The sequence below is a fragment of the Burkholderia sp. BCC1644 genome (assembly GCF_902833225.1).
In the GTDB taxonomy this organism is placed as follows: domain Bacteria; phylum Pseudomonadota; class Gammaproteobacteria; order Burkholderiales; family Burkholderiaceae; genus Burkholderia.
On record NZ_CADFEI010000004.1, the window covers coordinates 408,536 to 429,540 of the forward strand.

The 21,005-nt window shown below is 67.8% G+C and carries 14 protein-coding genes; 11 read left to right on the forward strand and 3 right to left on the reverse strand.

Annotated features, from left to right (window positions below; translation table 11 throughout):
- The first annotated feature begins 5 nt into the window (after positions 1 to 5).
- Positions 6 to 392, forward strand: coding sequence for a hypothetical protein (locus HWX87_RS10645; protein ID WP_176047101.1), 387 nt, complete (start codon positions 6 to 8; stop codon positions 390 to 392).
- 11 nt (positions 393 to 403) lie between these two features.
- Positions 404 to 874 carry an NUDIX hydrolase gene (locus HWX87_RS10650; protein WP_176047164.1) on the forward strand — a complete coding sequence of 157 codons (471 nt, stop codon included), beginning with the start codon at positions 404 to 406 and terminating at the stop codon, positions 872 to 874.
- A 131-nt stretch (positions 875 to 1,005) separates the two neighbouring features.
- On the opposite strand, the gene HWX87_RS10655 is transcribed toward HWX87_RS10650, so the two are convergent.
- The gene (locus HWX87_RS10655) at positions 1,006 to 2,715 is read right to left on the reverse strand and encodes a glutamine--tRNA ligase/YqeY domain fusion protein (protein WP_176047102.1); all 1,710 of its coding nucleotides are present in this window, start codon (positions 2,713 to 2,715) and stop codon (positions 1,006 to 1,008) included.
- A gap of 253 nt (positions 2,716 to 2,968) precedes the next feature.
- Here HWX87_RS10655 and HWX87_RS10660 point away from each other — a divergent pair, with 253 nt between their 5' ends.
- Both HWX87_RS10660 and HWX87_RS10665 read left to right on the forward strand, forming a co-directional pair.
- The gene (locus HWX87_RS10660) at positions 2,969 to 3,178 is read left to right on the forward strand and encodes an ornithine acetyltransferase (protein ID WP_006497729.1); all 210 of its coding nucleotides are present in this window, start codon (positions 2,969 to 2,971) and stop codon (positions 3,176 to 3,178) included.
- 190 nt (positions 3,179 to 3,368) lie between these two features.
- Positions 3,369 to 3,917, forward strand: a complete 549-nt coding sequence (locus tag HWX87_RS10665; RefSeq protein WP_176047103.1) for an alpha/beta hydrolase — start codon at positions 3,369 to 3,371, stop codon at positions 3,915 to 3,917.
- A 32-nt stretch (positions 3,918 to 3,949) separates the two neighbouring features.
- Here HWX87_RS10665 and HWX87_RS10670 read toward each other — a convergent pair whose 3' ends face one another.
- Positions 3,950 to 5,170: a CaiB/BaiF CoA-transferase family protein gene (locus HWX87_RS10670; RefSeq protein ID WP_176047104.1), complete on the reverse strand. Its 1,221-nt coding sequence runs from the start codon at positions 5,168 to 5,170 to the stop codon at positions 3,950 to 3,952.
- Between the two features lie 249 nt (positions 5,171 to 5,419).
- Here HWX87_RS10670 and alaS point away from each other — a divergent pair, with 249 nt between their 5' ends.
- On the forward strand, positions 5,420 to 8,044 hold the full coding sequence (gene alaS, locus HWX87_RS10675) for an alanine--tRNA ligase (protein ID WP_176047105.1): 2,625 nt from the start codon (positions 5,420 to 5,422) through the stop codon (positions 8,042 to 8,044).
- A gap of 131 nt (positions 8,045 to 8,175) precedes the next feature.
- On the opposite strand, the gene HWX87_RS10680 is transcribed toward alaS, so the two are convergent.
- Positions 8,176 to 9,090, reverse strand: a complete 915-nt coding sequence (locus HWX87_RS10680; RefSeq protein WP_176047106.1) for a LysR family transcriptional regulator — start codon at positions 9,088 to 9,090, stop codon at positions 8,176 to 8,178.
- 128 nt (positions 9,091 to 9,218) lie between these two features.
- Here HWX87_RS10680 and HWX87_RS10685 point away from each other — a divergent pair, with 128 nt between their 5' ends.
- The 6 genes from HWX87_RS10685 (at position 9,219) to HWX87_RS10710 (ending at position 21,001) form a co-directional block, all read left to right on the forward strand.
- Positions 9,219 to 10,463, forward strand: a complete 1,245-nt coding sequence (locus HWX87_RS10685; RefSeq protein WP_176047107.1) for a YbfB/YjiJ family MFS transporter — start codon at positions 9,219 to 9,221, stop codon at positions 10,461 to 10,463.
- 283 nt (positions 10,464 to 10,746) lie between these two features.
- Positions 10,747 to 12,534 carry a ShlB/FhaC/HecB family hemolysin secretion/activation protein gene (locus HWX87_RS10690; protein ID WP_244137654.1) on the forward strand — a complete coding sequence of 596 codons (1,788 nt, stop codon included), beginning with the start codon at positions 10,747 to 10,749 and terminating at the stop codon, positions 12,532 to 12,534.
- Positions 12,535 to 12,598: 64 nt separating this feature from the next.
- The gene (locus HWX87_RS10695) at positions 12,599 to 15,826 is read left to right on the forward strand and encodes a GLUG motif-containing protein (RefSeq protein ID WP_176047108.1); all 3,228 of its coding nucleotides are present in this window, start codon (positions 12,599 to 12,601) and stop codon (positions 15,824 to 15,826) included.
- A gap of 281 nt (positions 15,827 to 16,107) precedes the next feature.
- A complete protein-coding gene (locus HWX87_RS10700) occupies positions 16,108 to 19,551 on the forward strand; it encodes a GLUG motif-containing protein (protein ID WP_176047109.1) in 3,444 nt (1,147 codons plus the stop codon).
- A gap of 336 nt (positions 19,552 to 19,887) precedes the next feature.
- A complete protein-coding gene (locus HWX87_RS10705; RefSeq protein ID WP_039347430.1) occupies positions 19,888 to 20,424 on the forward strand; it encodes an NUDIX domain-containing protein in 537 nt (178 codons plus the stop codon).
- Positions 20,425 to 20,563: 139 nt separating this feature from the next.
- Positions 20,564 to 21,001 carry a thioesterase family protein gene (locus HWX87_RS10710; protein ID WP_176047110.1) on the forward strand — a complete coding sequence of 146 codons (438 nt, stop codon included), beginning with the start codon at positions 20,564 to 20,566 and terminating at the stop codon, positions 20,999 to 21,001.
- Positions 21,002 to 21,005: the final 4 nt, after the last annotated feature.

Sequence of the window (21,005 nt, forward strand, 5' to 3'; positions counted from 1 at the left end):
ACAACATGTCGATGCGTGCATCCCTTTCCGTCGTCACGCGTGTGCTGGCCGGTGCCGCGTGCGCAGCCGCGATGCTGCCCGCCCATGCGCAGAACAACCTGAACTTCCTGACCAACACGCCGCTCAGCTATTTCAGCAAGGCCGACACGGCGTCGCTGTCGAAGGCCGCCGAGAAGGTGCGCGACGAAGGCAAGGACGGCGAGACGACGACGTGGCAGAGCAGCGGCCGGGGCACGCAGATCGATGCGAAGCTCACGCCGACCACGACCGAGACGGACGGCAAGACCTGCCGCGAAATCACGACCGACATCACCGCGAAGGGCCAGTCGATGACGCTCAAGCCCGTCTACTGCAAGACGGCCGCGGGCAAGTGGCAACTGCAGAAGCGCTGAGCACGCGTGTGATGAAGCGGGGCGGCGCGCCGCGCACGGTGTCGTGCGGCGTCGTGATCCTCGATGCGGCCGGCCGCGTGTTCCTCGCGCATGCGACGGATACCACGCACTGGGACATCCCGAAGGGGCAGGGCGAGCCTGGCGAGACGCCGGTCGACGCCGCGCTGCGCGAGCTGCTGGAGGAAACCGGCATCGAATTCGCGCCGGCCAGGCTGCTCGATCTCGGCCGCTTTGCGTACCGGCACGACAAGGACCTGCACCTGTTCGCGGTGCGGGTGGCCGAAGGCGAGATCGATCCCGCGCACTGCACGTGTACGTCGCTGTTCCCGAGCCGTCGCGACGGCTCGATGATTCCCGAGATGGACGCGTACCGCTGGACCGTGCCGGGCGACATCGACGTGTATGCGAGCCGCAGCCTCGCGCGGCTGTTTCGCACGAAGCTGTCGCTGGCGGAACTGCATCGGCGGTTGTCGGGCGGGTGAACAGGCGTGGCCGCGTGCGTGGCCGTGTTCCGCTTCGATGCACGCAATAAAAAAACCGGCCCGAGGGCCGGTTTTTTCATGGTCATGCGACGGCGGCTGTCGAAGCCGCCCGCCGCATGCGGAGCGGGCCGTCAGGCCGGCTTGCCCCAGCTGTCGCGCAGGCCGACGATCCGGTTGAACACCGGCTTGCCCGGCTTCGAATCGACACGGTCGGCAACAAAGTAGCCGTGGCGCTCGAACTGCAGGCGCGTTTCCGGCGCGATGTCGCCGTTACCCGGCTCCAGATAAGCCTGCACGATCTTCTTCGAATCGGGATTCAGCGCTTCGAGGAAGTTCGCGCCGCCGGCGTCCGGGTGCGGCTCCTTGAACAGGCGGTCGTAGATCCGCACTTCGGCCGGCTGCGCATGCTTCGCGCTGACCCAGTGGATGTTGCCCTTGACCTTGTACGTGTTCGCGCCTTCCGTGCCCGACTTGCTGTCCGGGAAATAGTTGCAGTGCACGGCCGTCACGTTGCCGTCGGCGTCCTTGTCGAAGCCCGTGCATTCGATCACGTAGCCGTAGCGCAGGCGCACCTTGTTGCCCGGGAACAGGCGGAAATAGCCCTTCGGCGGGTTCTCGACGAAATCCTCGCGCTCGATCCACAGCTCGCGCGAGATCGGGAACGTGCGCACGCCGCGATCCGGGTGGTGCGGGTGCACGGGTGCCGTGCACGCTTCCTCGAGGTCTTCCGGATAGTTGTCGATCACGAGCTTCAGCGGATCGAGCACCGCGACCGTGCGCGCGGCCTTGTCGTCGAGGTCGTCGCGCAGCGCGCCTTCGAAGATGCTCATGTCGATCCACGAATCGATCTTGGTTACGCCGATCCGTTCGCAGAACAGGTGGATGCTCTCCGGCGTGAAGCCGCGACGGCGCACGCCGACGATCGTCGGCATCCGCGGGTCGTCCCAGCCGTCGACGTGACCTTCGGTGACGAGCTGCAGCAGCTTGCGCTTGCTGGTGATCGCGTACGTGAGGTTCAGGCGCGAGAATTCGATCTGTTGCGGCAGCGGGCGCGTGAACATGCCGGCTTCCGCGAGTTCGTTCAGCACCCAGTCGTACAGCGGGCGGTGATCTTCGAATTCGAGCGTGCACAGCGAATGCGTGATGCCTTCGAGCGCATCCGAGATGCAGTGCGTGTAGTCGTACATCGGATACACGCACCACGCGTCGCCGGTGCGGTAGTGGTGCGCGTAGCGGATCCGGTAGATCACCGGGTCGCGCATGTTCATGTTCGGCGAAGCCATGTCGATCTTCGCGCGCAGCACGTGCTCGCCTTCCTTGAACTCGCCGGCCTTCATGCGGCGGAACAGGTCGAGGTTTTCTTCCGGCGTGCGCTCGCGGAACGGCGACGGCTTGCCGCCTTCCGTCAGCGAGCCGCGGTTCGCGCGCATTTCATCGGCGCTCTGGCTGTCGACATACGCCTTGCCGCGCTTGATCAGCAGCTCGGCGAACTCGTACAGCTTGTCGTAGTAGTCGCTCGCGAAATACTGATGATCGACCGCGTCCTTGCGCCAGTCGAAACCGAGCCAGCGCACCGCGTCGACGATCGAGTCGACGTACTCGACGCTTTCCTTTTCCGGGTTCGTGTCGTCGAAGCGCAGGTGGCACACGCCGCCGTAGTCGCGCGCGACGCTGAAGTTCAGGCAGATGCTCTTCGCATGGCCGATGTGCAGATAGCCGTTCGGCTCGGGCGGGAAGCGCGTCTCGACGCGGCCGCTCCATTTGCCGGTGCGGTTGTCGTCGTCGATGATGTTGCGGATGAAATTGGAAGCCGCGGGGGCGTCGTTGCGTTCGGTGCTCATGCGGTTGGCGTCAGGTTGTGTCGGCGCGTCGCGCCGGTTTAATCCCGTAATTCTACCTGACCGGGGTCCGTCCCGCGCGGCTTGCGGGTCCGGCGCCGTGCGTACGCGATGCGTACCGCAATATATCGAGTGTGTGTCGGCTGTAACACGACGTAAATCGGATTGCCCGCGCCGTTCGGGTTTTCCTATGATGGCTTTACCGATACAACGCCGCCATTCGTATTTTTTTCCGGGCGGAAGGAAGCCAATAACCATGATGAAGAAGACCACTTTTCTCGTTCGCACCGCGGTGATCGTCGCGGCCCTGTCGCAACTCGGCGCATGCGCGATGACGCATACGCAACGTAATGCCGGTATCGGCGCGGCCGCAGGCGGCGCGCTCGGCTACCTGATCACGGGTGGCCCGGTCGGCACCGTCGCCGGTGCGGCGGCAGGCGGCCTGGTCGGCGCCGGCGTACGCTGATCGACGCCGGCGGGCGCCCGCGACGCGGGTGCCGCTGAACGCCGGCCGGTCGTGACGCCGATCCGAACGCGTCACGACCCGCATGAATGTCACGCACATCCCCGGTTTTTGACAGGCAGCATCAGGGAGAGGAGGGTGTGCGACACTTCGTCGACGCCACATCACGATTCCAATCGTCGACGAATCCTCCATGAGCGACCCCTTCGTTTTCGTCCTGCCGGGCTACGGCAATTCCGGCCCGCTTCACTGGCAGAGCCGCTGGGAGCGCGCCGATGCGCGCTTTTCGCGAATCGCGATGCCCGACTGGGACCGCGCGTTCCGCAACGGCTGGTGTCTCGCGCTCGACCGTGCGGTCGAAGCCGCGCGCGGGCCCGTACTGATTGCCGGTCACAGCCTCGGCACGCTGACCACCGCATGGTGGGCGACGCGCTATGCGCGCCCGGCCGCGCTCGCGAAAGTGCGCGGTGCGCTGCTCGTCGCGTTGCCCGATCCGGCCGGGCCGGCGTTTCCGGCCGACGCGCACGGCTTCGGCCCGGTGCCGCGTGAGCGGCTGCCATTTCCTACTTGCGTTGTCGCGAGCAGCGACGACCCGTACGGTTCGCTCGCGTTCGCGCGCGGCTGCGCGCACGCGTGGGGCAGTGAACTCCGCGAGATCGGCCCGCGCGGCCACATCAACGCGGACAGCGGGCTCGGCGACTGGCCGGCCGCACGCGGCTGGCTCGACGCGCTCGCGCAGTAGACGGGCGAGCGCCACCACGCGAGCCTGACGCGTCAGATCGCCTGTTTCGCCTTCAGCGCGGCAATCCGCGCATCGTCGTAACCGAGCATGTCGCGCAGCACGTCGTCGGTCTGCGCGCCGAGCAGCGGCGGGGCCGTGCGTGCGTCGGGCGGCGTCGCGCTCATCCGGATCGGGTTGCGCACGAGCTTCACGTCCGCGCCGCACGGGTGCGGCAGCGACACCTGCATCCCGCGCGCGACCACCTGCTCGTTGTCGAACACTTCGTCGAGATCGTTGATCGGCCCGCACGGCACGCCGGCCGCTTCGAGCACGGCGATCCAGTCGGCCTTGCCGCGCGCCTTCACCATCTCCGCGAGGATCGGCACCAGCGTGTCGCGATGGCGCACGCGCGACGGGTTCGTCGCGAAACGCTCGTCGTCGGCCAGCTCGGGCCGGCCGCCGGCCTCGACGAACTTGCGGAACTGCCCGTCGTTGCCGACCGCGACGATGATCCAGCCGTCGCTCGTCTGGAACGTCTGGTACGGCACGATGTTCGGATGCGCGTTGCCCCAGCGCACCGGCGGCTTGCCGCTCGCGAGGAAGTTGGTGTTCATGTTCGCGAGCAGCGCGACCTGCACGTCGAGCAGCGCCATGTCGATGTACTGGCCTTCGCCGGTCCGGTCGCGGTGCGCGAGCGCGGCAAGCACGGCAATCGTCGAATAGAGGCCCGTCGCGAGATCGGCGATCGCGACGCCGGCCTTCTGCGGGCCGCCGCCCGGCTCGCCGTCGCGCTCGCCGGTGATGCTCATGAAGCCGCCGATCCCCTGCACGATGAAGTCGTAGCCCGCGCGGTGCGCGTACGGGCCCGTCTGGCCGAAGCCGGTGACTGAGCAGTAGACGAGATCGGGCTTCACCGCGCGCAGCGAGTCGTAATCGAGCCCGTATTTCTTCAGCTGGCCGACCTTGTAGTTCTCGAGCACGACGTCGCTTTGCGCGGCGAGTTCCCGCACGATCTGCTGGCCTTCGGGCGTCGCGATGTCGATCGTCACCGAGCGCTTGTTGCGGTTTGCCGCGAGGTAGTACGCCGCCTCGGCGGTGTCCGCGCCGTCCGCGTCCTTCAGGTACGGCGGCCCCCAGTGGCGCGTGTCGTCGCCGGCGCCCGGGCGCTCGACCTTGATCACGTCCGCGCCGAAATCGGCGAGCGTCTGCGCGCACCACGGGCCCGCGAGCACGCGGGTGAGGTCCAGCACGCGGATATGGCTCAGGGCACCCATCGTCGAATCGTCTCCTTTCATGGCTGGCCTTGGCGGGCAAGGCGAATTGGCATGCCGAGCATCTTAAGGCGAATCGGCCGTCCGGGTGGCCCACCCGGCCCGGCCGGAGGGCCGAGCCGCTTTGCCGGCGCTTTGCCCGGAAGCCGGCCCCGATCCCGTATAATCGATCGTTTCCGAATCCATGCCGTCGCGCGCCCGTCAAGGGCGCCGGCGTTTGAAGCCGTCTTTGCCAGACTGTCCCCGCACGCCATGAAAGCTGCCGAAATCCGCGAGAAATTCCTCAAATTCTTCGAATCGAAGGGCCACACGATCGTCCGGTCGTCGAGCCTCGTGCCCGGTAACGACCCCACGCTGATGTTCACGAACTCGGGCATGGTCCAGTTCAAGGACGTGTTCCTCGGCACGGATCCGCGCCCGTACTCGCGCGCCACGACGGCGCAGCGCAGCGTGCGCGCGGGCGGCAAGCACAACGACCTCGAGAACGTCGGCTACACGGCGCGTCACCACACGTTCTTCGAGATGCTCGGCAACTTCTCGTTCGGCGATTACTTCAAGCACGACGCGATCAAGTTCGCGTGGGAGCTGCTGACCACGGTCTACCAGCTGCCGAAGGACAAGCTGTGGGTCACGGTCTACCAGGAAGACGACGAGGCGTACGACATCTGGGCGAAGGAAGTCGGCGTGCCGACCGAGCGCATCATCCGCATCGGCGACAACAAGGGCGCGCGCTACGCGTCGGACAACTTCTGGACGATGGGCGATACGGGCCCGTGCGGCCCGTGTACCGAAATCTTCTACGACCACGGCCCGGACGTGTGGGGCGGCCCGCCGGGGTCGCCTGAAGAAGACGGCGACCGCTACATCGAGATCTGGAACCTCGTGTTCATGCAGTTCAACCGCGACGCGCAGGGCAACATGACGCGCCTGCCGAAGCAGTCGGTCGACACCGGCATGGGCCTCGAGCGCCTGGCCGCGGTGCTGCAGCACGTGCACAGCAACTACGAGATCGACCTGTTCCAGAACCTGATCAAGGCCGCCGCGCGCGTGACCGAGATCAGCGACCTCACGAACAACTCGCTGAAGGTGATCGCCGATCACATCCGCGCGTGCTCGTTCCTGATCGTCGACGGCGTGATTCCCGGCAACGAAGGCCGCGGCTACGTGCTGCGCCGGATCGTGCGCCGCGCGATCCGCCACGGCTACAAGCTCGGTCGCAAGGGTTCGTTCTTCCACAAGCTGGTGGCCGACCTCGTCGCCGAGATGGGCGTTGCGTATCCGGAACTGAAGGAAGCCGAACAGCGCGTGACCGACGTGCTGCGCCAGGAAGAAGAGCGCTTCTTCGAGACGATCGAGCACGGCATGTCGATCCTCGAAGCCGCGCTGGCCGACGTCGACGCGAAGGGCGGCAAGGTGCTCGACGGCGAACTCGCGTTCAAGCTGCACGATACGTACGGCTTCCCGCTCGACCTCACGGCCGACGTGTGCCGCGAGCGCGGGATGACGGTCGACGAGCCGGCATTCGACGACGCGATGGCGCGCCAGCGCGAGCAGGCGCGCGCGGCCGGCAAGTTCAAGGCCGCGCAGGGCCTCGAATACACGGGCGCGAAGACCACCTTCCACGGCTACGAGGAAATCGCGTTCGACGACGCCAAGATCGTCGCGCTGTACGTCGACGGCTCGTCGGTCAACGAAGTGAAGACCGGCCAGGACGCAGTCGTCGTGCTCGACCACACGCCGTTCTACGCGGAATCGGGCGGCCAGGTCGGCGACCAGGGCGTGCTCGCGAACGCCGCGACGCGCTTTGCGGTGGCCGACACGCTGAAGGTGCAGGCCGACGTGATCGGCCATCACGGCACGCTGGAGCAAGGCACGCTGAAGGTCGGCGACGTGCTGCGCGCGGAAATCGACGCGCACCGCCGCGCCCGCACGCAGCGCAACCACTCGGCCACCCACCTGATGCACAAGGCGCTGCGCGAAGTACTCGGCGCGCACGTGCAGCAGAAGGGTTCGCTGGTCGACGCGGAGAAGACCCGCTTCGACTTCGCGCACAACGCGCCGATGACCGACGACGAAATCCGTCGCGTCGAGCAGATCGTCAACAACGAGATCCTGGCCAACGCGCCGGGCATCGTGCGCGTGATGCCGTACGACGAAGCGGTGAAGGGCGGCGCGATGGCGCTGTTCGGCGAGAAGTACGGCGATGAAGTGCGCGTGCTCGACCTCGGCTTCTCGCGCGAACTGTGCGGCGGTACGCACGTGAGCCGCAGCGGCGACATCGGTTTCTTCAAGATCGTCGTCGAAGGCGGCGTCGCGGCCGGCATCCGCCGTGTCGAGGCCATCACCGGCGACAACGCGGTGCGCTACGTGCAGGAACTCGACGCCCGCGTGAACGAAGCGGCGGCCGCGCTGAAGGCGCAGCCGTCGGAACTCACGCAGCGTATCGCGCAGGTGCAGGACCAGGTGAAGTCGCTCGAGAAGGAACTGGGTGCGCTGAAGTCGAAGCTCGCCTCGAGCCAGGGCGACGAGCTTGCGCAGCAGGCTGTCGAAGTGGCCGGCGTGTATGTGCTGGCGGCGACGCTCGACGGCGCGGACGCGAAGACGCTGCGCGAAACGGTCGACAAGCTGAAGGACAAGCTGAAGAGCGCGGCGATCGTGCTGGCGGCCGTCGAAGGCGGCAAGGTCAGCCTGATCGCAGGCGTCACGCCGGACGCGAGCAAGAAGGTCAAGGCCGGCGAGCTCGTGAACTTCGTCGCGCAGCAGGTCGGCGGCAAGGGCGGCGGCCGTCCGGACATGGCGCAGGCAGGCGGCACCGAGCCGGCCAACCTGCCGGGCGCGCTGGCAGGCGTGAAGGGCTGGGTCGAAGAGCGGCTCTGATCGTCACGTCATCGATGCGGTGCCGTTTCACTGGCGGCATCGCATGAGTCGAAAAACGACCCGATCGGCAGATGCCGGTCGGGTCGTTTCGTTTGTGTGCGTCGATCGATGCGACGACGCGTGAACACGGGTCAAGCCGTGACGGTCACCGCTGGCTTCGTGTCGCTGGCGGGCTGCTGCGTGGCTTGCGTGAGCGCATCGCGCAGCGCGGCGAGGGCAGCCGACGCGTAACCTTGCCGCCACGCGAGCAGCGTGTCGATGCCTTCGAGTTCGGGGATCGTGTGCGCGGCAATGTTGCCGGTCTCGGGCTGCAGGTCGAGCACCGAACGCGGCGCGACCGCGACGCCCGCGCCGGCCGCGACACACGCGACGATCGCGTGATACGAGCCGAGTTCGAGCACGCGCGCCGGCTTCACGCCATGCGCCGCATACCACCGCTCGACGTACTTGCGATACGTGCAGCCGCGCTCGAACGCGATCAGCGTCGGCAGGATCACGTCACGCGGCGTGCGTACCGGCGGATGGCCGCGCGGCGTCAGCAGCACGAGATCCTCGCGGAAGATCGGCACCGTCTCGAACGTGTCGGGCAGCGTGCCCGGCTCGGGCGGGCGGGCGAACAGCGCGGCATCGATCTCGAAGTCGCGCACCCGGTCGATCAGCCAGCCCGTCGTGCCCGTCTGCAGTTCGAGCGACACATCGGGCCATGCGTGGTGATAGTGCGCGAGTATGGTCGGCAGCCGGCTCGCGGCCGTGCTTTCCATCGTGCCGAGCCGCAGCCGGCCGCGCGGCGTGTCCTCGCGCACGGCGTCGCGCGCCTCGTCGGCGAGCGCGAGCAGGCGCTCCGCATACGGCAGCAGCGTGTGCCCGGCGGGCGTCAGCACCAGCCGGCGGCCGTCGCGCACGAACAGCGCCGCGCCGAGTTCTTCCTCGAGCTGCTTGATACGCGTCGTGACGTTCGACTGCACGCGATTGAGCTTGGCCGCCGCACGCGTCACGCCGTTCTCGCGCACGACCGCCCGGAATATCGCCAGCGCGGCCAGATCCATGATTCTCTCCAAGGGATGAGTCGATTCTCAATTATTCATTTTTCGAGAATGATTGGTCAAGCTACGATCGAGCTGTCCCGATTCTCGTTGGGGCCGGCGCATCGCATGCGGCGGCCCATGCTGCCGCCATGTCACGTCCCGATGCACCGCTCGCCGTCCACGCGCTTTCGTCAGACGAAGCAGACCGCCGTGCCCGTGCGGCCGCGCTGGCCTGCATGATCGGCCTCGCGATCGTGCTCGGCGTCGGCCGCTTCGCGTTCACGCCGCTGCTGCCGCTGATGCTGGCCGACGGCTCGATCGGCCTGAAGGCCGGCAGCTGGCTAGCGTCGGCGAACTACGCGGGCTACTTCGCCGGCGCGGTCAGTTGCGCGGCGCTGCGCGTCGCGCCCGCGCGGATGGTCCGCATCGGGCTCGCGGCCACCGTGCTGCTCACCGCCGCGATGGGCGTCGGCCATCTGCTGCCCGTGTGGCTCTCGGTGCGCTTCGTCGCGGGTGTCGTCAGCGCGTGGACGTTCGTGTTCATGTCGCAATGGGGGCTGAAGCGGCTGGCTGAGCTGCACGCGCCCGAGTGGAGCGGGGTGATCTACGCGGGGCCGGGCGTCGGCATCGTGGTGACGGGGCTGATCGGCAGCGTGCTGGCCGGCCATCGCGCGGCGACGGGCTGGCTGGGTTTCGCGGCGCTGTCGGCCGTGCTGTCGGTCGCGATCTGGCGGACCTTCGCGGTCGTGCCGGCGGTCGGCGCCGCCTCGCATGCGGCCGTCGCCACCGCCGCAGCTTCCACGGCGCCGGCCGATGCCCGGCGCCATCGCGCGGACGCCGCATGGCTCGTCGTGCTGTACGGCATGCCGGGCTTCGGCTACATCATCACCGCGACGTTCCTGCCCGTGATCGCGCGCGCCGCGCTGCCGGCCGGGTCGCCGTGGCCCGACCTGTTCTGGCCGATGTTCGGCGCGGCGCTGATCGTCGGCGCGATCTCCGCTTCGCGGCTGCCCGGCCACTGGGACAACCGGGTGCTGCTGGCGGCCGGCTGCGCGACGCAGGCGCTCGGCATCGCGGCCGGGATCGTGTGGCCGAACGCGGCCGGTTTCTCGGTCGGCAGCATGTTGCTTGGCCTGCCGTTCACCGCGATCACGCTGTTCGCGATGCGCGAGGCACGGCGCCTGCATGGCGAACGCGCGGCCGGGCTGATGGGTTATGCGACCGCGTCGTACGGCGTCGGCCAGATCGCGGGGCCGCTCGTCGCCGCGCCGCTGGTGGCGCGATACGGGTCGTTTACGCCCGCGTTGTGGGTCGCGGCCGCAGCGCTGCTGGCCGGCGCGGCAGGGTTCGTGGCGATGGCGGCGGTTGCCGTCGCGCATCGGCGGCGCGCGTGACACCGGCGCCCGATGTTGTCGGCGTGCGTGCCGCGTAGAAGGCGGCACCGGCGCGCGCTGGCAACGTGCCGATTGCCGAGGGACGATGCCGTTTCGATCGAGGCAAATTAATAGGATTACTATTTTTCCCGGAAGCGGCTTAGTACGCGACTGCATTTTAACGACGATAGCTGCGCAAATTTCGTACCTGATCTACATACATCCGGAATGCCTGTCTGTAGCATCCGCCGAATAAATTGATCGCCGGAGGGGTCCGGCGATTGCACTTCGGATGCAGTGGCGCATGTGGGTAGATCAACGAAGAATCGTCGTCCGCTGCCGTAACGACAGCGGCCGTTTCGTCATCGCGGGGGCGCGTGCAGCCGGTTCGCCGCCCGTGGCTGTCGCCGGCGGCGGTATGCCGCGCGTGTTTCGGGGCGCCGGCAGCATGCTGTGCCTGTCGTTGCTGTGGGGCGCGGGCGTGGCGGGTGTGTCCGGGCAGGCACACGCACAGGTGCCGAACGCCGGAGCGACGATGCGCGACGTCGAAACGTCGCGGCCCGCGCTGCCGCCGCAAGCCGCGCCCGATCTCGAGATCGTTCCCTCCGAAGGCGCCGCGCAGCCGCAACCGGACGCCGGGCCGCGCATCGCCGTGCGCGTGTTCGAAGTCGGCGGCAACACCGTATTCGACACCGCAATGCTGCAGGCGCTCGTCGCCGGGCTGGCAGGCGACTCGCTGACGTTTGCCGACCTGCAAAGCGCGGCAGAGCGGATCACCGCCTACTATCGCGAGCGCGGTTACGTGCTCGCGCGTGCCTATTTGCCGAAGCAGGACATCGAAGACGGTGTCGTGCGCATCGAAGTCGCCGAAGGACGCTACGGCAAGATCCAGATCCAGAATCATTCCCGCGCATTCGACGCCGTGCTGCGGCAGCCGCTTGCCGCGCTGCATCCGGGCGACGTTGTCCGCGGTTCCAGCCTCGAGCGCAGCCTGCTGCTGCTCGACGATCTGGCGGGCGTCGGCGCGCGCGGCACGCTGCGCCCCGGCGAAGCGCCGGGCACCACCGATCTCGTCGTCGATGCCGAACGCGGGCCGCCCGCATCCGGGTCGCTCGAATTCGACAATTTCGGCGGGGCGTCGACGGGGCGCTACCGCGTCGGCGGCGGCGTCGACGTCAATGCGCCGCTGCGGCTCGGCGATCGCCTGAGCCTGCGCGGGCTCGTCAGCGACGAACGGCAACGCTATTACCGCGCCGCCTATCAGGTGCCGGTCGGGCCGGCATCCACGCGGGTCGGCGTCGCGTATTCGTCGCTGCGCTACCGCGTCGCGGGGCGGTTTTCCGATCTCGAGATGAGCGGGCGCGCCAGCGTCCAGACCGTCTACGTCGCGCAACCGCTCGTGCGCGCACGCGATTTGAGCGTCACCGCGCAGGTGCAATACGAGAACAAGAACCTGCACGACACCTACGGCACTTTCTCGCGCCAGAACGACAAGAACGTCGGCCTGTGGACCTTCGGGCTCAGCGGCAACAGCCAGGACGGCTGGCTGGGCGGCGGCCGCAACGGCTTCTCGGTGATGTTCGGCGTCGGGCGGCTGCGCAGCAGCGATGCGTTCGAGTCGAATCCGCTGACGCAGTCGATCGGCAGTTTCAAGAAGCTCAACGTGGACGCGCAGCGGATCCAGGCGCTGGGCGGCCGTTTCCAGTTGTACGGGCAGGTCAGCGCGCAGTTCGCGTCACGCAATCTTGATTCATCCGAGAAATTCAGCCTCGGCGGCCCGTACGGCGTGCGCGCGTACGCGCTCGGCGAAGGTAGCGGCGACCAGGGCTGGCAGGCCAGCGCGGAACTGCGTTATCTCGCCGCGCCGGGGTGGCAGGTCAGCATGTTCGTCGATGCGGGCGCCGTGCAGCTCAACCGGCATCCGTGGACAGGCGAACGGAACACGCAACACATGCAGGCGGCAGGTATCGGCGCGAGCTGGTTCGGCGCGAAGCGCCAGGTGTCGCTGACGGCCGCATTGCCGCTTGGCCGGGGTGGCGATTCGCCGACCCGTGCGCCGAGCGTATGGGTTCAGGCTGCTCAGTATTTCTGAGTTGGCGTGATCGGCTGCTCGGTTGTTTCACGAGCATTCAAAAACCACATAAAGAGGATTCCAAATGAACAAGGCCTATTCATTGGTATGGAACGAAGCGCACGGCGGCTGGTGTGCGGTGAGCGAAACCGCGCGTCGTCGCGGCAAGACGGGTAGCGGCAAGCGCCTGCTGGCGGCCGGGGTGTCGTTGCTGGGTCTGGCGGCGACGAGCGCGTATGCGTTGCCGACGGGCGGTGCGGTGGCCTCCGGGAAGGCTGACATTGCGACGTCGGCGGACGGCAAGACGATGTCGATCAACCAGCACACGGACAAGTTGATCACGAACTGGCAGGACTTCAGCGTGGCGGGCGGCGAGCGCGTGTCGTTCCAGCAGCCGGACGTCAAGTCGATTGCGCTGAACCGTGTGATCGGCACGAACGGCAGCCAGATCCACGGTCAGATCGATGCGAACGGGAAGGTGTTCGTGGTGAACCCGAACGGGGTGGTGTTCGGTGCGGGTGCGCAGGTGAACGTCGGTGGACTGGTGGCGTCGACGAAGGACATATCGGACAAGGATTTCCTCGCAGGCACCTACCGGTTCTCGGGCGCATCGGGCCAGTCGGTGGAGAACGCGGGGACGATCGCGGCGGCCGAAGGCGGCAGTGTGGCGTTGCTGGGTGCGCGAGTGTCGAACACGGGCGTGATCAGCGCGAAGGCAGGTCGCGTGGCGCTGGGCGCGGGTAACGCATTCACCGTGAACTTCGACGGTAACGGCCTGCTGAACCTGCAGGTGGAAGGCGGCGCGATGGACGCGCAGGCACACAACGGTGGTCTGCTGAAAGCGGAAGGCGGCGAGGTGCTGATGACGGCGCGCGCGGCGAACGGCCTGCTGAACGCAGTGGTGAACAACAGCGGAACGATCGAGGCGCAGGGCCTGAAAGAGCGCGACGGGAAGATCGTGCTGGACGGCGGTCTGGTGCAGGTCGCGGGCAAGCTGAACGCGGCGGGCGGTGAAGTGACGACGCGCGGCGAACAGGTGAAGGTGGCGGGCGATGCACAGGTCGATACGCGCAGTGCGTCGGGCCGCACGGGCACGTGGACGATCGAATCGGCGAACGCGAACGTCGATGGCACGGACGCAGCGATCGGCGCGGCAACGTTGTCGCGCGCGCTGGGCACGACGAACGTCGCGTTGACGAATACGTCGAGCGACCTGACGGTGGACGGCGCGGTGAACTGGGCGAGCGACCACGATCTGACACTGACGTCGAAGAAAGGCAACGTCGCGCTGAAGCAGGCGGTGACGGCGAGCGGCGCGAAGGCTGGCGTGACGGCGAACGCCGCAGGCGAAATCCGGATCGACGACAAGGTCGCGCTGACGGGCGATCTGGCGCATCTGGAACTGAACTCGACGAAGGGCCACCGGTTCACGCAAGACAAGGCAACGGCCACGCTGTCGGGCCGCAACGCATCGTTCTCGTCGAACGGCGAAGGGTATCAGGTGATCCACGACGTGGCGGGCCTGCGCAACGTGGACCGTGACCTGAAGGGCCGCTACGTGCTGGGCAACGCGATCGACGGCAAGGGCGCGACATTCCAGAGCATCGGCGGCTACTACGCGTTCGAAGGCGTGTTCGACGGCCTCGGCAACACGGCTTCCCGGCTGAACGTGACCGGGTTCGGTCCTTCCGTTGGCCTGTTTTCCGAGAACAACGGACGCATTGCCAATCTCGCGCTCGATTCGCTGACCGTGAACAACCCGGCGAACGCCGTCAATTCGCAGGTCGGCGGTCTGGCCGGCACCAACCGCGGGACGATCTCGAACGTCCGCGCGACGGGGATGACGGTCGCGTCCACGTCCTCCGTCCGGGGCAACAGCGTGGTTGGGGGCCTCGTCGGCTTGAATGAGGGGGGCACGATCGACGGCGCGCGCTTCCACGGCCGTATCAACGGCAACGACAAGGCGATTTCGATCGGCGGGATCGCCGGTCGGAACATGGACGGCGCGCGTATCGCGAACAGCCGCGTCGACACCGAGATCACGAGCAAGGGGGCATGGGCGCTCGGCGTGTATACGTTGGGCGGCATCGTCGGCTCGAACTGGGATTCGACCGTGTCGAATTCGTCGAGCAGCGGCAAGCTTTCGATGGGCGACAACGCGATCGCGGGCGGCCTGGCCGGTTTCTCGGCCGCCGGCGCGATCGACCACTCGACGTCGTCGATGACCGTGTCGGTCGGTAAAGACGCCTTTGTCGGCGGCGCGGTCGGCTGGAACGCCGGTTCGGATCTGTCGAACGTGTCGGCGAGCGGTAACGTCAGCGCGACGTCCGGGGCCAAGATTGGCGGCCTGGTCGGCTGGAACAGCGGTGCCATTCGCGACGCATCGGCGAGCGGCAACGTCAGCGCGAAGTCCGGGGCCACGATTGGCGGTCTGGTCGGCGGCAACGAAGGCACCATTCGCGATGCATCGGCAAACGGCACCGTCACCGCGGCAACCGGCAGCACGATCGGCGGGTTCGTCGGCAGCAACGACAACGGCGCGATCAGCGGGTCGCATGCGTCCGACAACGTCAGCGGAAACGGCGCGGCCGCGGTGGGTGGCTTCGCGGGTAAAAACACTGGCGGCGTCCTCGCGGACGTATCGGCGAAGGGGCGCGTGACCGATGCCGCGAGCCAGTTCGTCGGCGGCCTCGTGGGCGTGAACACCGGAACGATCCGTCTGGCGGTGGCGGCCGGCGACGTGAGCGCCGGCAACGCGAGCAAGGTCGGCGGGCTCGTGGCCGTCAACGACGGGAAGATCGAGGATTCGCGCTCGAGCGGCACCGTGCGCGGCGGGCAGAACAACTCGATCGGCGGGTTGGTCGGCGAGAACAACGGCTCGATCGCATCGTCGAGCTCGACGTCGAACGTTTCCGCGGGGCGCGTCAGCTACGTGGGCGGCCTGGTCGGTCACAACAAGAAGGTCAGTGCCGAGGTGAGCGGCTCGAAGGCCTTCGGCAACGTCAGGGCTGTCGAAGGGGTGAGCGTCGGCGGGTTCGTCGGCTGGAACGAGGCGTCGATCGTCAATTCGGAATCGTCGGGAACGGTGACGGGTATCGACACGAAGGGCGGCGGCTTCGCGGGCGGTAACACCGGCGTGATTCGCTCGTCGCGCACGAGCTCGAAGTTCGAATACCCGGCCGGACGGCAGGTGCTTTACGGCGATTTCGTCGGGCTGAATGCGGGAAGCATCGTGTCGAGCGAGACGATGGGCGCCGCAGCGGGTAATCGGTTCGTCGGCTTCAACCTCGGCATGATCGAAACCAAGCGGTAATTCGTGTCGGGGCGGGGGAGGGGGCAGCGTATGGCGCCGACGCATTCGCGCCGTCGCGGCGCCGTCCCCCGTTCCCGTTCGTCATGCGACCTCTCCGTCACGCGGTATGCAAGGTGCCGGCAACGTCCAGTCGACTCGAGGGCACGATTGCCCGGCGCCGCGCATGGTCAGCGGTTGGTCGGTCGCATGCATGCGTTCAGGCCGGTTCGGCGTTTCCGGGCAGGCGTGAACGGTCGCTCGCTTTACGCGAGCATTCAAGAGTCAAATAAAGAGGATTCCAAATGAATAAAGCCTACTCGCTGGTATGGAACGAAGCGCAGGGCGGCTGGTGCGCGGTGAGCGAAACCGCGCGTCGTCGCGGAAAGACGGGTGGCGGCAAACGTCTGCTGGCAACTGGGGTGTCGTTGCTGGGTCTGGCGGCGACGAGCGCGTATGCGTTGCCGACGGGCGGTGCGGTGGCCTCCGGGAAGGCTGACATTGCGACGTCGGCGGACGGCAAGACGATGTCGATCAACCAGCACACGGACAAGTTGATCACGAACTGGCAGGACTTCAGCGTGGCCGGCGGCGAGCGCGTGTCGTTCCAGCAGCCGGACGTCAAGTCGATTGCGCTGAACCGTGTGATCGGCACGAATGGTAGTCAGATCCACGGTCAGATCGATGCGAACGGGAAGGTGTTCGTGGTGAACCCGAACGGGGTGGTGTTCGGCGCGGGTGCACAGGTGAACGTCGGTGGACTGGTGGCGTCGACGAAGGACGTGTCGGACAGGGATTTCCTCGCGGGCAATTTCCGGTTCTCAGGTGCCTCGGGGCAGTCGGTGGAGAACGCGGGGACGATCACGGCGGCCGAAGGCGGCAGCGTAGCGCTGCTGGGTGCGCGAGTGTCGAACACTGGCGTGATCAGTGCAAAGGCAGGTCGCGTGGCGCTGGGCGCGGGCGACGCGTTCACCGTGAACTTCGACGGCAATGGCCTGCTGAACCTGCAGGTGGAAGGCGGTGCGATGGACGCGCAGGCAAACAACGGCGGCCTGCTGAAAGCGGAAGGCGGCGAGGTGCTGATGACGGCGCGCGCAGCGAACGGCCTGCTGAACGCAGTGGTGAACAACAGCGGAACGATCGAGGCGCAGGGTTTGAAAGAGCGCAACGGGAAGATCGTGCTGGATGGCGGCCTGGTGCAGGTCGCGGGCAAGCTGAATGCTGCAGGCGGTGAAGTGACGACGCGCGGCGAACAGGTGAAGGTGTCGAGCGACGCACAGGTTGACACGCGCAGCGCGTCGGGCCGCACGGGCACGTGGACGATCGAATCGGCGAACGCGAACATCGAGAATACGAACGGCGCGCAGCGCGACTTGTCGATCGACGGCGCGAATTCGAACGTAGCGAGCGCGGACGCCGCACTGGACGCTGCAACGCTGTCACGCGCGCTGGGCACGACGAACGTGGCATTGACGAACACGTCGGGCGACCTGACGGTGAATGGCACGGTGAACTGGGCGAGCGACCACACGCTGGCGCTGACGTCGCAAAAGGGCGACGTGGCGTTGAAGCAGGCGGTGACGGCGAGCGGCGCGAAGGCAAGCGTGAAGGCAAATGCCGCAGGTGAAATCCGTGTGGACGACCAGCTTGCGCTGACGGGCGATCAGGCGCATCTGGAACTGAACTCGAAGAAGGGCCACCGGTTCACGCAAGACAACGCATCGGTGACGCTGTCGGGCCGCAATGCATCGTTCTCGTCGAACGGCGAAGGGTATCAGGTGATTCACGACGTGGCAGGCCTGCGCAACGTGGACCGAGACCTGAAGGGCCGTTACGTGCTGGGCAACGCGATCGACGGCAAGGGCGCGGCGTTCCGGAGCATCGGCGCGAGACGCGCGTTCGAAGGCGTGTTCGACGGCCTCGGCAATACCATCGGCGATCTGTCGATCTCCAATCCGGGCAGCAACGCCGTCGGCCTTTTCGAGGCCAACGGCGGGCGCATCGCGAACCTCGGGCTCGACCGGATCTCGACGCGCGCGGTCGTGCCGTACGGCCGCGCGCCGGCCAGCGTCGGCACGCTGGCGGGCTACAACTTCGGCACGATCTCGGACGTGAAGGCGACGAACATCGCGGTGAGCGGCGAAGGCATGGCGATTTTCGGCGGGCTCGTCGGCAGCAACTACGGCGGATCGATCGAGCGTGCAACCGTGCTGGGTTTCGTCAACGGCGGCAACGATGCGCTGCACGTCGGCGGACTCGCCGGTGAAAACATCTCGTTCATCTCGCCCGGTGCCGACGACGCGCTGATTCGCGACAGCCGCGCCGACGTCCAGGTCGTCAGTGCGTCGAACGGCAGCGCAGGCGGGCTCGTCGGGGACAACCGCGGGGTCGTCGACGGCTCGACGGCGACCGGCATCGTCAACGCGCGCGGCAGCGGCGCGCGCGTCGGCGGGCTGGTCGGTGTCAACAATGGCGGCGTGATCAACGCGTCGACGGCCGTCGGCGATGTGCGCGGCGCCCGCAACGCATCCGTGGGCGGCCTCGTCGGCCACAATACGGGCCGGGTGAACGCATCGACGTTCAAGGGCATCGTGGCGGCGACCGACGGCGCGCGCGTGGGTGGCCTGGTCGGCGAAAACCGTGGCGCCGTGAACGCGTCGACGGCAGTCGGCAGGGTAATGGGCGGCGCGTCGAACGTCGGCGGCCTCGTCGGCGCCAACTTCGCGAGCGTGCGCGACTCGACGGCCAGCGTCAACGTCGACGCCGGCATGGCAGGCGTGGCGGGCGGGCTGGTCGGCCACAACGCGGGCAGGATCGACGCGTCGAGTACCGACAGCTACGTTACGGCAGGAGCGAGCGGCATCGCGGGCGGGCTGGTCGGCCGCAATGCGGCGACCGGCGAAGTGCTCGCGTCGTCGGCCGCTGGTGACGTGATCGCGGGCGACTTCGCAACGGCCGGCGGACTGGCCGGCGTGAACGACGGCGCGATCCGCGGTGCGTCGTCGAAGGGGGCCGTGATGGCCGGCATGATGGCGCAGGCCGGCGGTCTGGTCGGCGTCAATGCGGGCACCGTGCAGGCGTCCGCATCGACGGGTTCGGTCGTCAGCGATTTCGAGAGCGTCGTCGGTGGCCTCGTGGCGTCCAACAGCGGCGTGATCGACGGATCGTCCGCGTCGGGCGACGTCCGGGCCGAGTTCGGCAGCATCGCCGGCGGGCTCGTCGGCCGCAACACGGGTACGGTGCGCGACGCCGGCGCGAAGGGCGCTGTTGCCGTGATGGGGACGGGCAAGGCCGGTGGGCTGGTCGGCTTCAATGCCGGCCGCGTGTCGTCGTCGAGCGCAAGCGGCGACGTGCTGGCCGACCGGCGCAGCTCGGTCGGCGGCCTGATCGGCGAAAACTACATGGGCGCGTCGGTCGAGCACTCGAGCGCGACCGGTTCGGCGGCCGGCAGCCACGACAGCTACGTCGGCGGCCTGGTCGGCTTCAACAGCGGCATGGTCGCATCGTCGTCGGCGGCCGGCACGGTTTCCGGCGGCTACCATGCGCGGCTCGGCGGCCTGGCCGGCGCGAACTTCGGCACCTTCGACAACTCGACGACGACGACCCGCGTTGCGCAGACGCCGGGTTACGGCCAGCAAGCCGGCGCGTTCGCGGCCCTGAACTTCGGCCTCTTCAAGGGCAGCAGCGCAACCGGCGCTGCAGCGGGGATGCCGCTCGCCAACCTCAACTACGGCCAGATCCGCGACTGACCGGTGCCGCCCATGCCGGCGGCCCGGCCCGACCTGACCTGACCGGATCGCCGGCAACCCCGCCGCATGCAGCGGCCCGCGCAGGGGAACGGGCCGTCGCCAGCAGGCCGGGCGCACCTCGCCGGGCATGCACGCGCATGCCCGGTGCGCAAACCGGCCGGGCACGACCGCAGGCCGGGCGCCGGCGGATAGCATCGCCCGCGCGGCTCCGGCCGGTTCGTCCGGCCGTCGCAGAAATCCTCGGCGCCGCGCAAACTCGCTAGAATCGAGACTTTCCCGCGCCGAACGCGACCGGCGCCGCCGCTGCAGGCGGCCCCGGTCGCCCCATCTCCATCGATGACCACCGCCGATTACCGCTTTTGCCCGCGCTGCGCCAGCCCGCTCACCGAGCGTGCCGATCCCGACCACGAAGGCGGCCGCATCCGCCAGGCCTGCCCCGACGACACCTGCGGCTACGTGCACTGGAACAACCCGCTGCCCGTCGTCGCCGCGATCGTCGAACTCGACGGCAAGATCCTGCTCGCGCGCAACGCGGCCTGGCCCGAAGGGATGTTCGCGCTGATCACCGGTTTCCTCGAAAACGGCGAGACGCCCGAGGACGGCATCGCGCGCGAGGTGTTCGAGGAAACCGCGCTGAAGGCCGAGCACGTGTCGCTCGTCGGCGTGTACGAATTCATCCGCAAGAACGAACTGATCATCGCGTACCACGTGCGTGCGTCGGGCACGGTCGCGCTGTCGCCGGAACTGCTCGAATACAAACTCGTCGATCCGCCGCTGCTGCGCCCGTGGCGCGCCGGCACGGGCGTCGCGCTCGCCGACTGGATGCGCGCGCGCGGCCTCGATTTCGAGTTCGTCGACCGGCCGGGGCAGTGACGGGCCGGCCTGCCCGCAGGGTGTCGTCCGCCGCGCCGCGAGCGATCGCGACGCGGCGTTCCGCTTTTCGCCGGCGTGCCGTGCCGCACGGCCGCCGCGCGTCGTCCTCGTCGTTCCCATCGTCCTGACCGCCATCGCCATGTCCGACAAGCCGCAGCCGCGTCCCCGCGACGCCTATCGCCACTTCCTGCCGATCACGACCCGCTGGATGGACAACGACGTCTACGGGCACGTGAACAACGTCGTCTACTACAGCTACTTCGACACCGTCGTGAACGAGTACCTGATCCGCGCGGGCGTGCTCGACGTCGAGCACGGGAAGACGATCGGGCTGGTCGTCGAGACGCAGTGCAACTACTTCGCGCCGCTCGTGTTCCCGCAGTCGGTCGATGCGGGGCTGCGCGTCGTGAAGCTCGGCACGTCGAGCGTGCGCTACGAGGTCGGTCTGTTCGCGCAGGGCGACGCGTCACCGGCCGCACAGGGGCATTTCGTGCACGTGTACGTCGATCGCGGGACACGCCGCCCCGTGCCGCTGCCCGACGCGTTGCGCGCCGCGCTCGAGCCGCTCACGGCCTGACGGC

Excerpts from the sequence above, each read along its gene's own strand:
- HWX87_RS10645 (WP_176047101.1), top strand. The coding sequence starts at position 6 with ATGTCGATGCGTGCATCCCTTTCCGTCGTCACGCGTGTGCTGGCCGGT.
- HWX87_RS10650 (WP_176047164.1), top strand. The coding sequence starts at position 404 with ATGAAGCGGGGCGGCGCGCCGCGCACGGTGTCGTGCGGCGTCGTGATC.
- HWX87_RS10655 (WP_176047102.1), bottom strand. The coding sequence starts at position 2,715 with ATGAGCACCGAACGCAACGACGCCCCCGCGGCTTCCAATTTCATCCGC.
- HWX87_RS10660 (WP_006497729.1), top strand. The coding sequence starts at position 2,969 with ATGATGAAGAAGACCACTTTTCTCGTTCGCACCGCGGTGATCGTCGCG.
- HWX87_RS10665 (WP_176047103.1), top strand. The coding sequence starts at position 3,369 with ATGAGCGACCCCTTCGTTTTCGTCCTGCCGGGCTACGGCAATTCCGGC.
- HWX87_RS10670 (WP_176047104.1), bottom strand. The coding sequence starts at position 5,170 with ATGGGTGCCCTGAGCCATATCCGCGTGCTGGACCTCACCCGCGTGCTC.
- alaS (WP_176047105.1), top strand. The coding sequence starts at position 5,420 with ATGAAAGCTGCCGAAATCCGCGAGAAATTCCTCAAATTCTTCGAATCG.
- HWX87_RS10680 (WP_176047106.1), bottom strand. The coding sequence starts at position 9,090 with ATGGATCTGGCCGCGCTGGCGATATTCCGGGCGGTCGTGCGCGAGAAC.
- HWX87_RS10685 (WP_176047107.1), top strand. The coding sequence starts at position 9,219 with ATGTCACGTCCCGATGCACCGCTCGCCGTCCACGCGCTTTCGTCAGAC.
- HWX87_RS10690 (WP_244137654.1), top strand. The coding sequence starts at position 10,747 with ATGTGGGTAGATCAACGAAGAATCGTCGTCCGCTGCCGTAACGACAGC.
- HWX87_RS10695 (WP_176047108.1), top strand. The coding sequence starts at position 12,599 with ATGAACAAGGCCTATTCATTGGTATGGAACGAAGCGCACGGCGGCTGG.
- HWX87_RS10700 (WP_176047109.1), top strand. The coding sequence starts at position 16,108 with ATGAATAAAGCCTACTCGCTGGTATGGAACGAAGCGCAGGGCGGCTGG.
- HWX87_RS10705 (WP_039347430.1), top strand. The coding sequence starts at position 19,888 with ATGACCACCGCCGATTACCGCTTTTGCCCGCGCTGCGCCAGCCCGCTC.
- HWX87_RS10710 (WP_176047110.1), top strand. The coding sequence starts at position 20,564 with ATGTCCGACAAGCCGCAGCCGCGTCCCCGCGACGCCTATCGCCACTTC.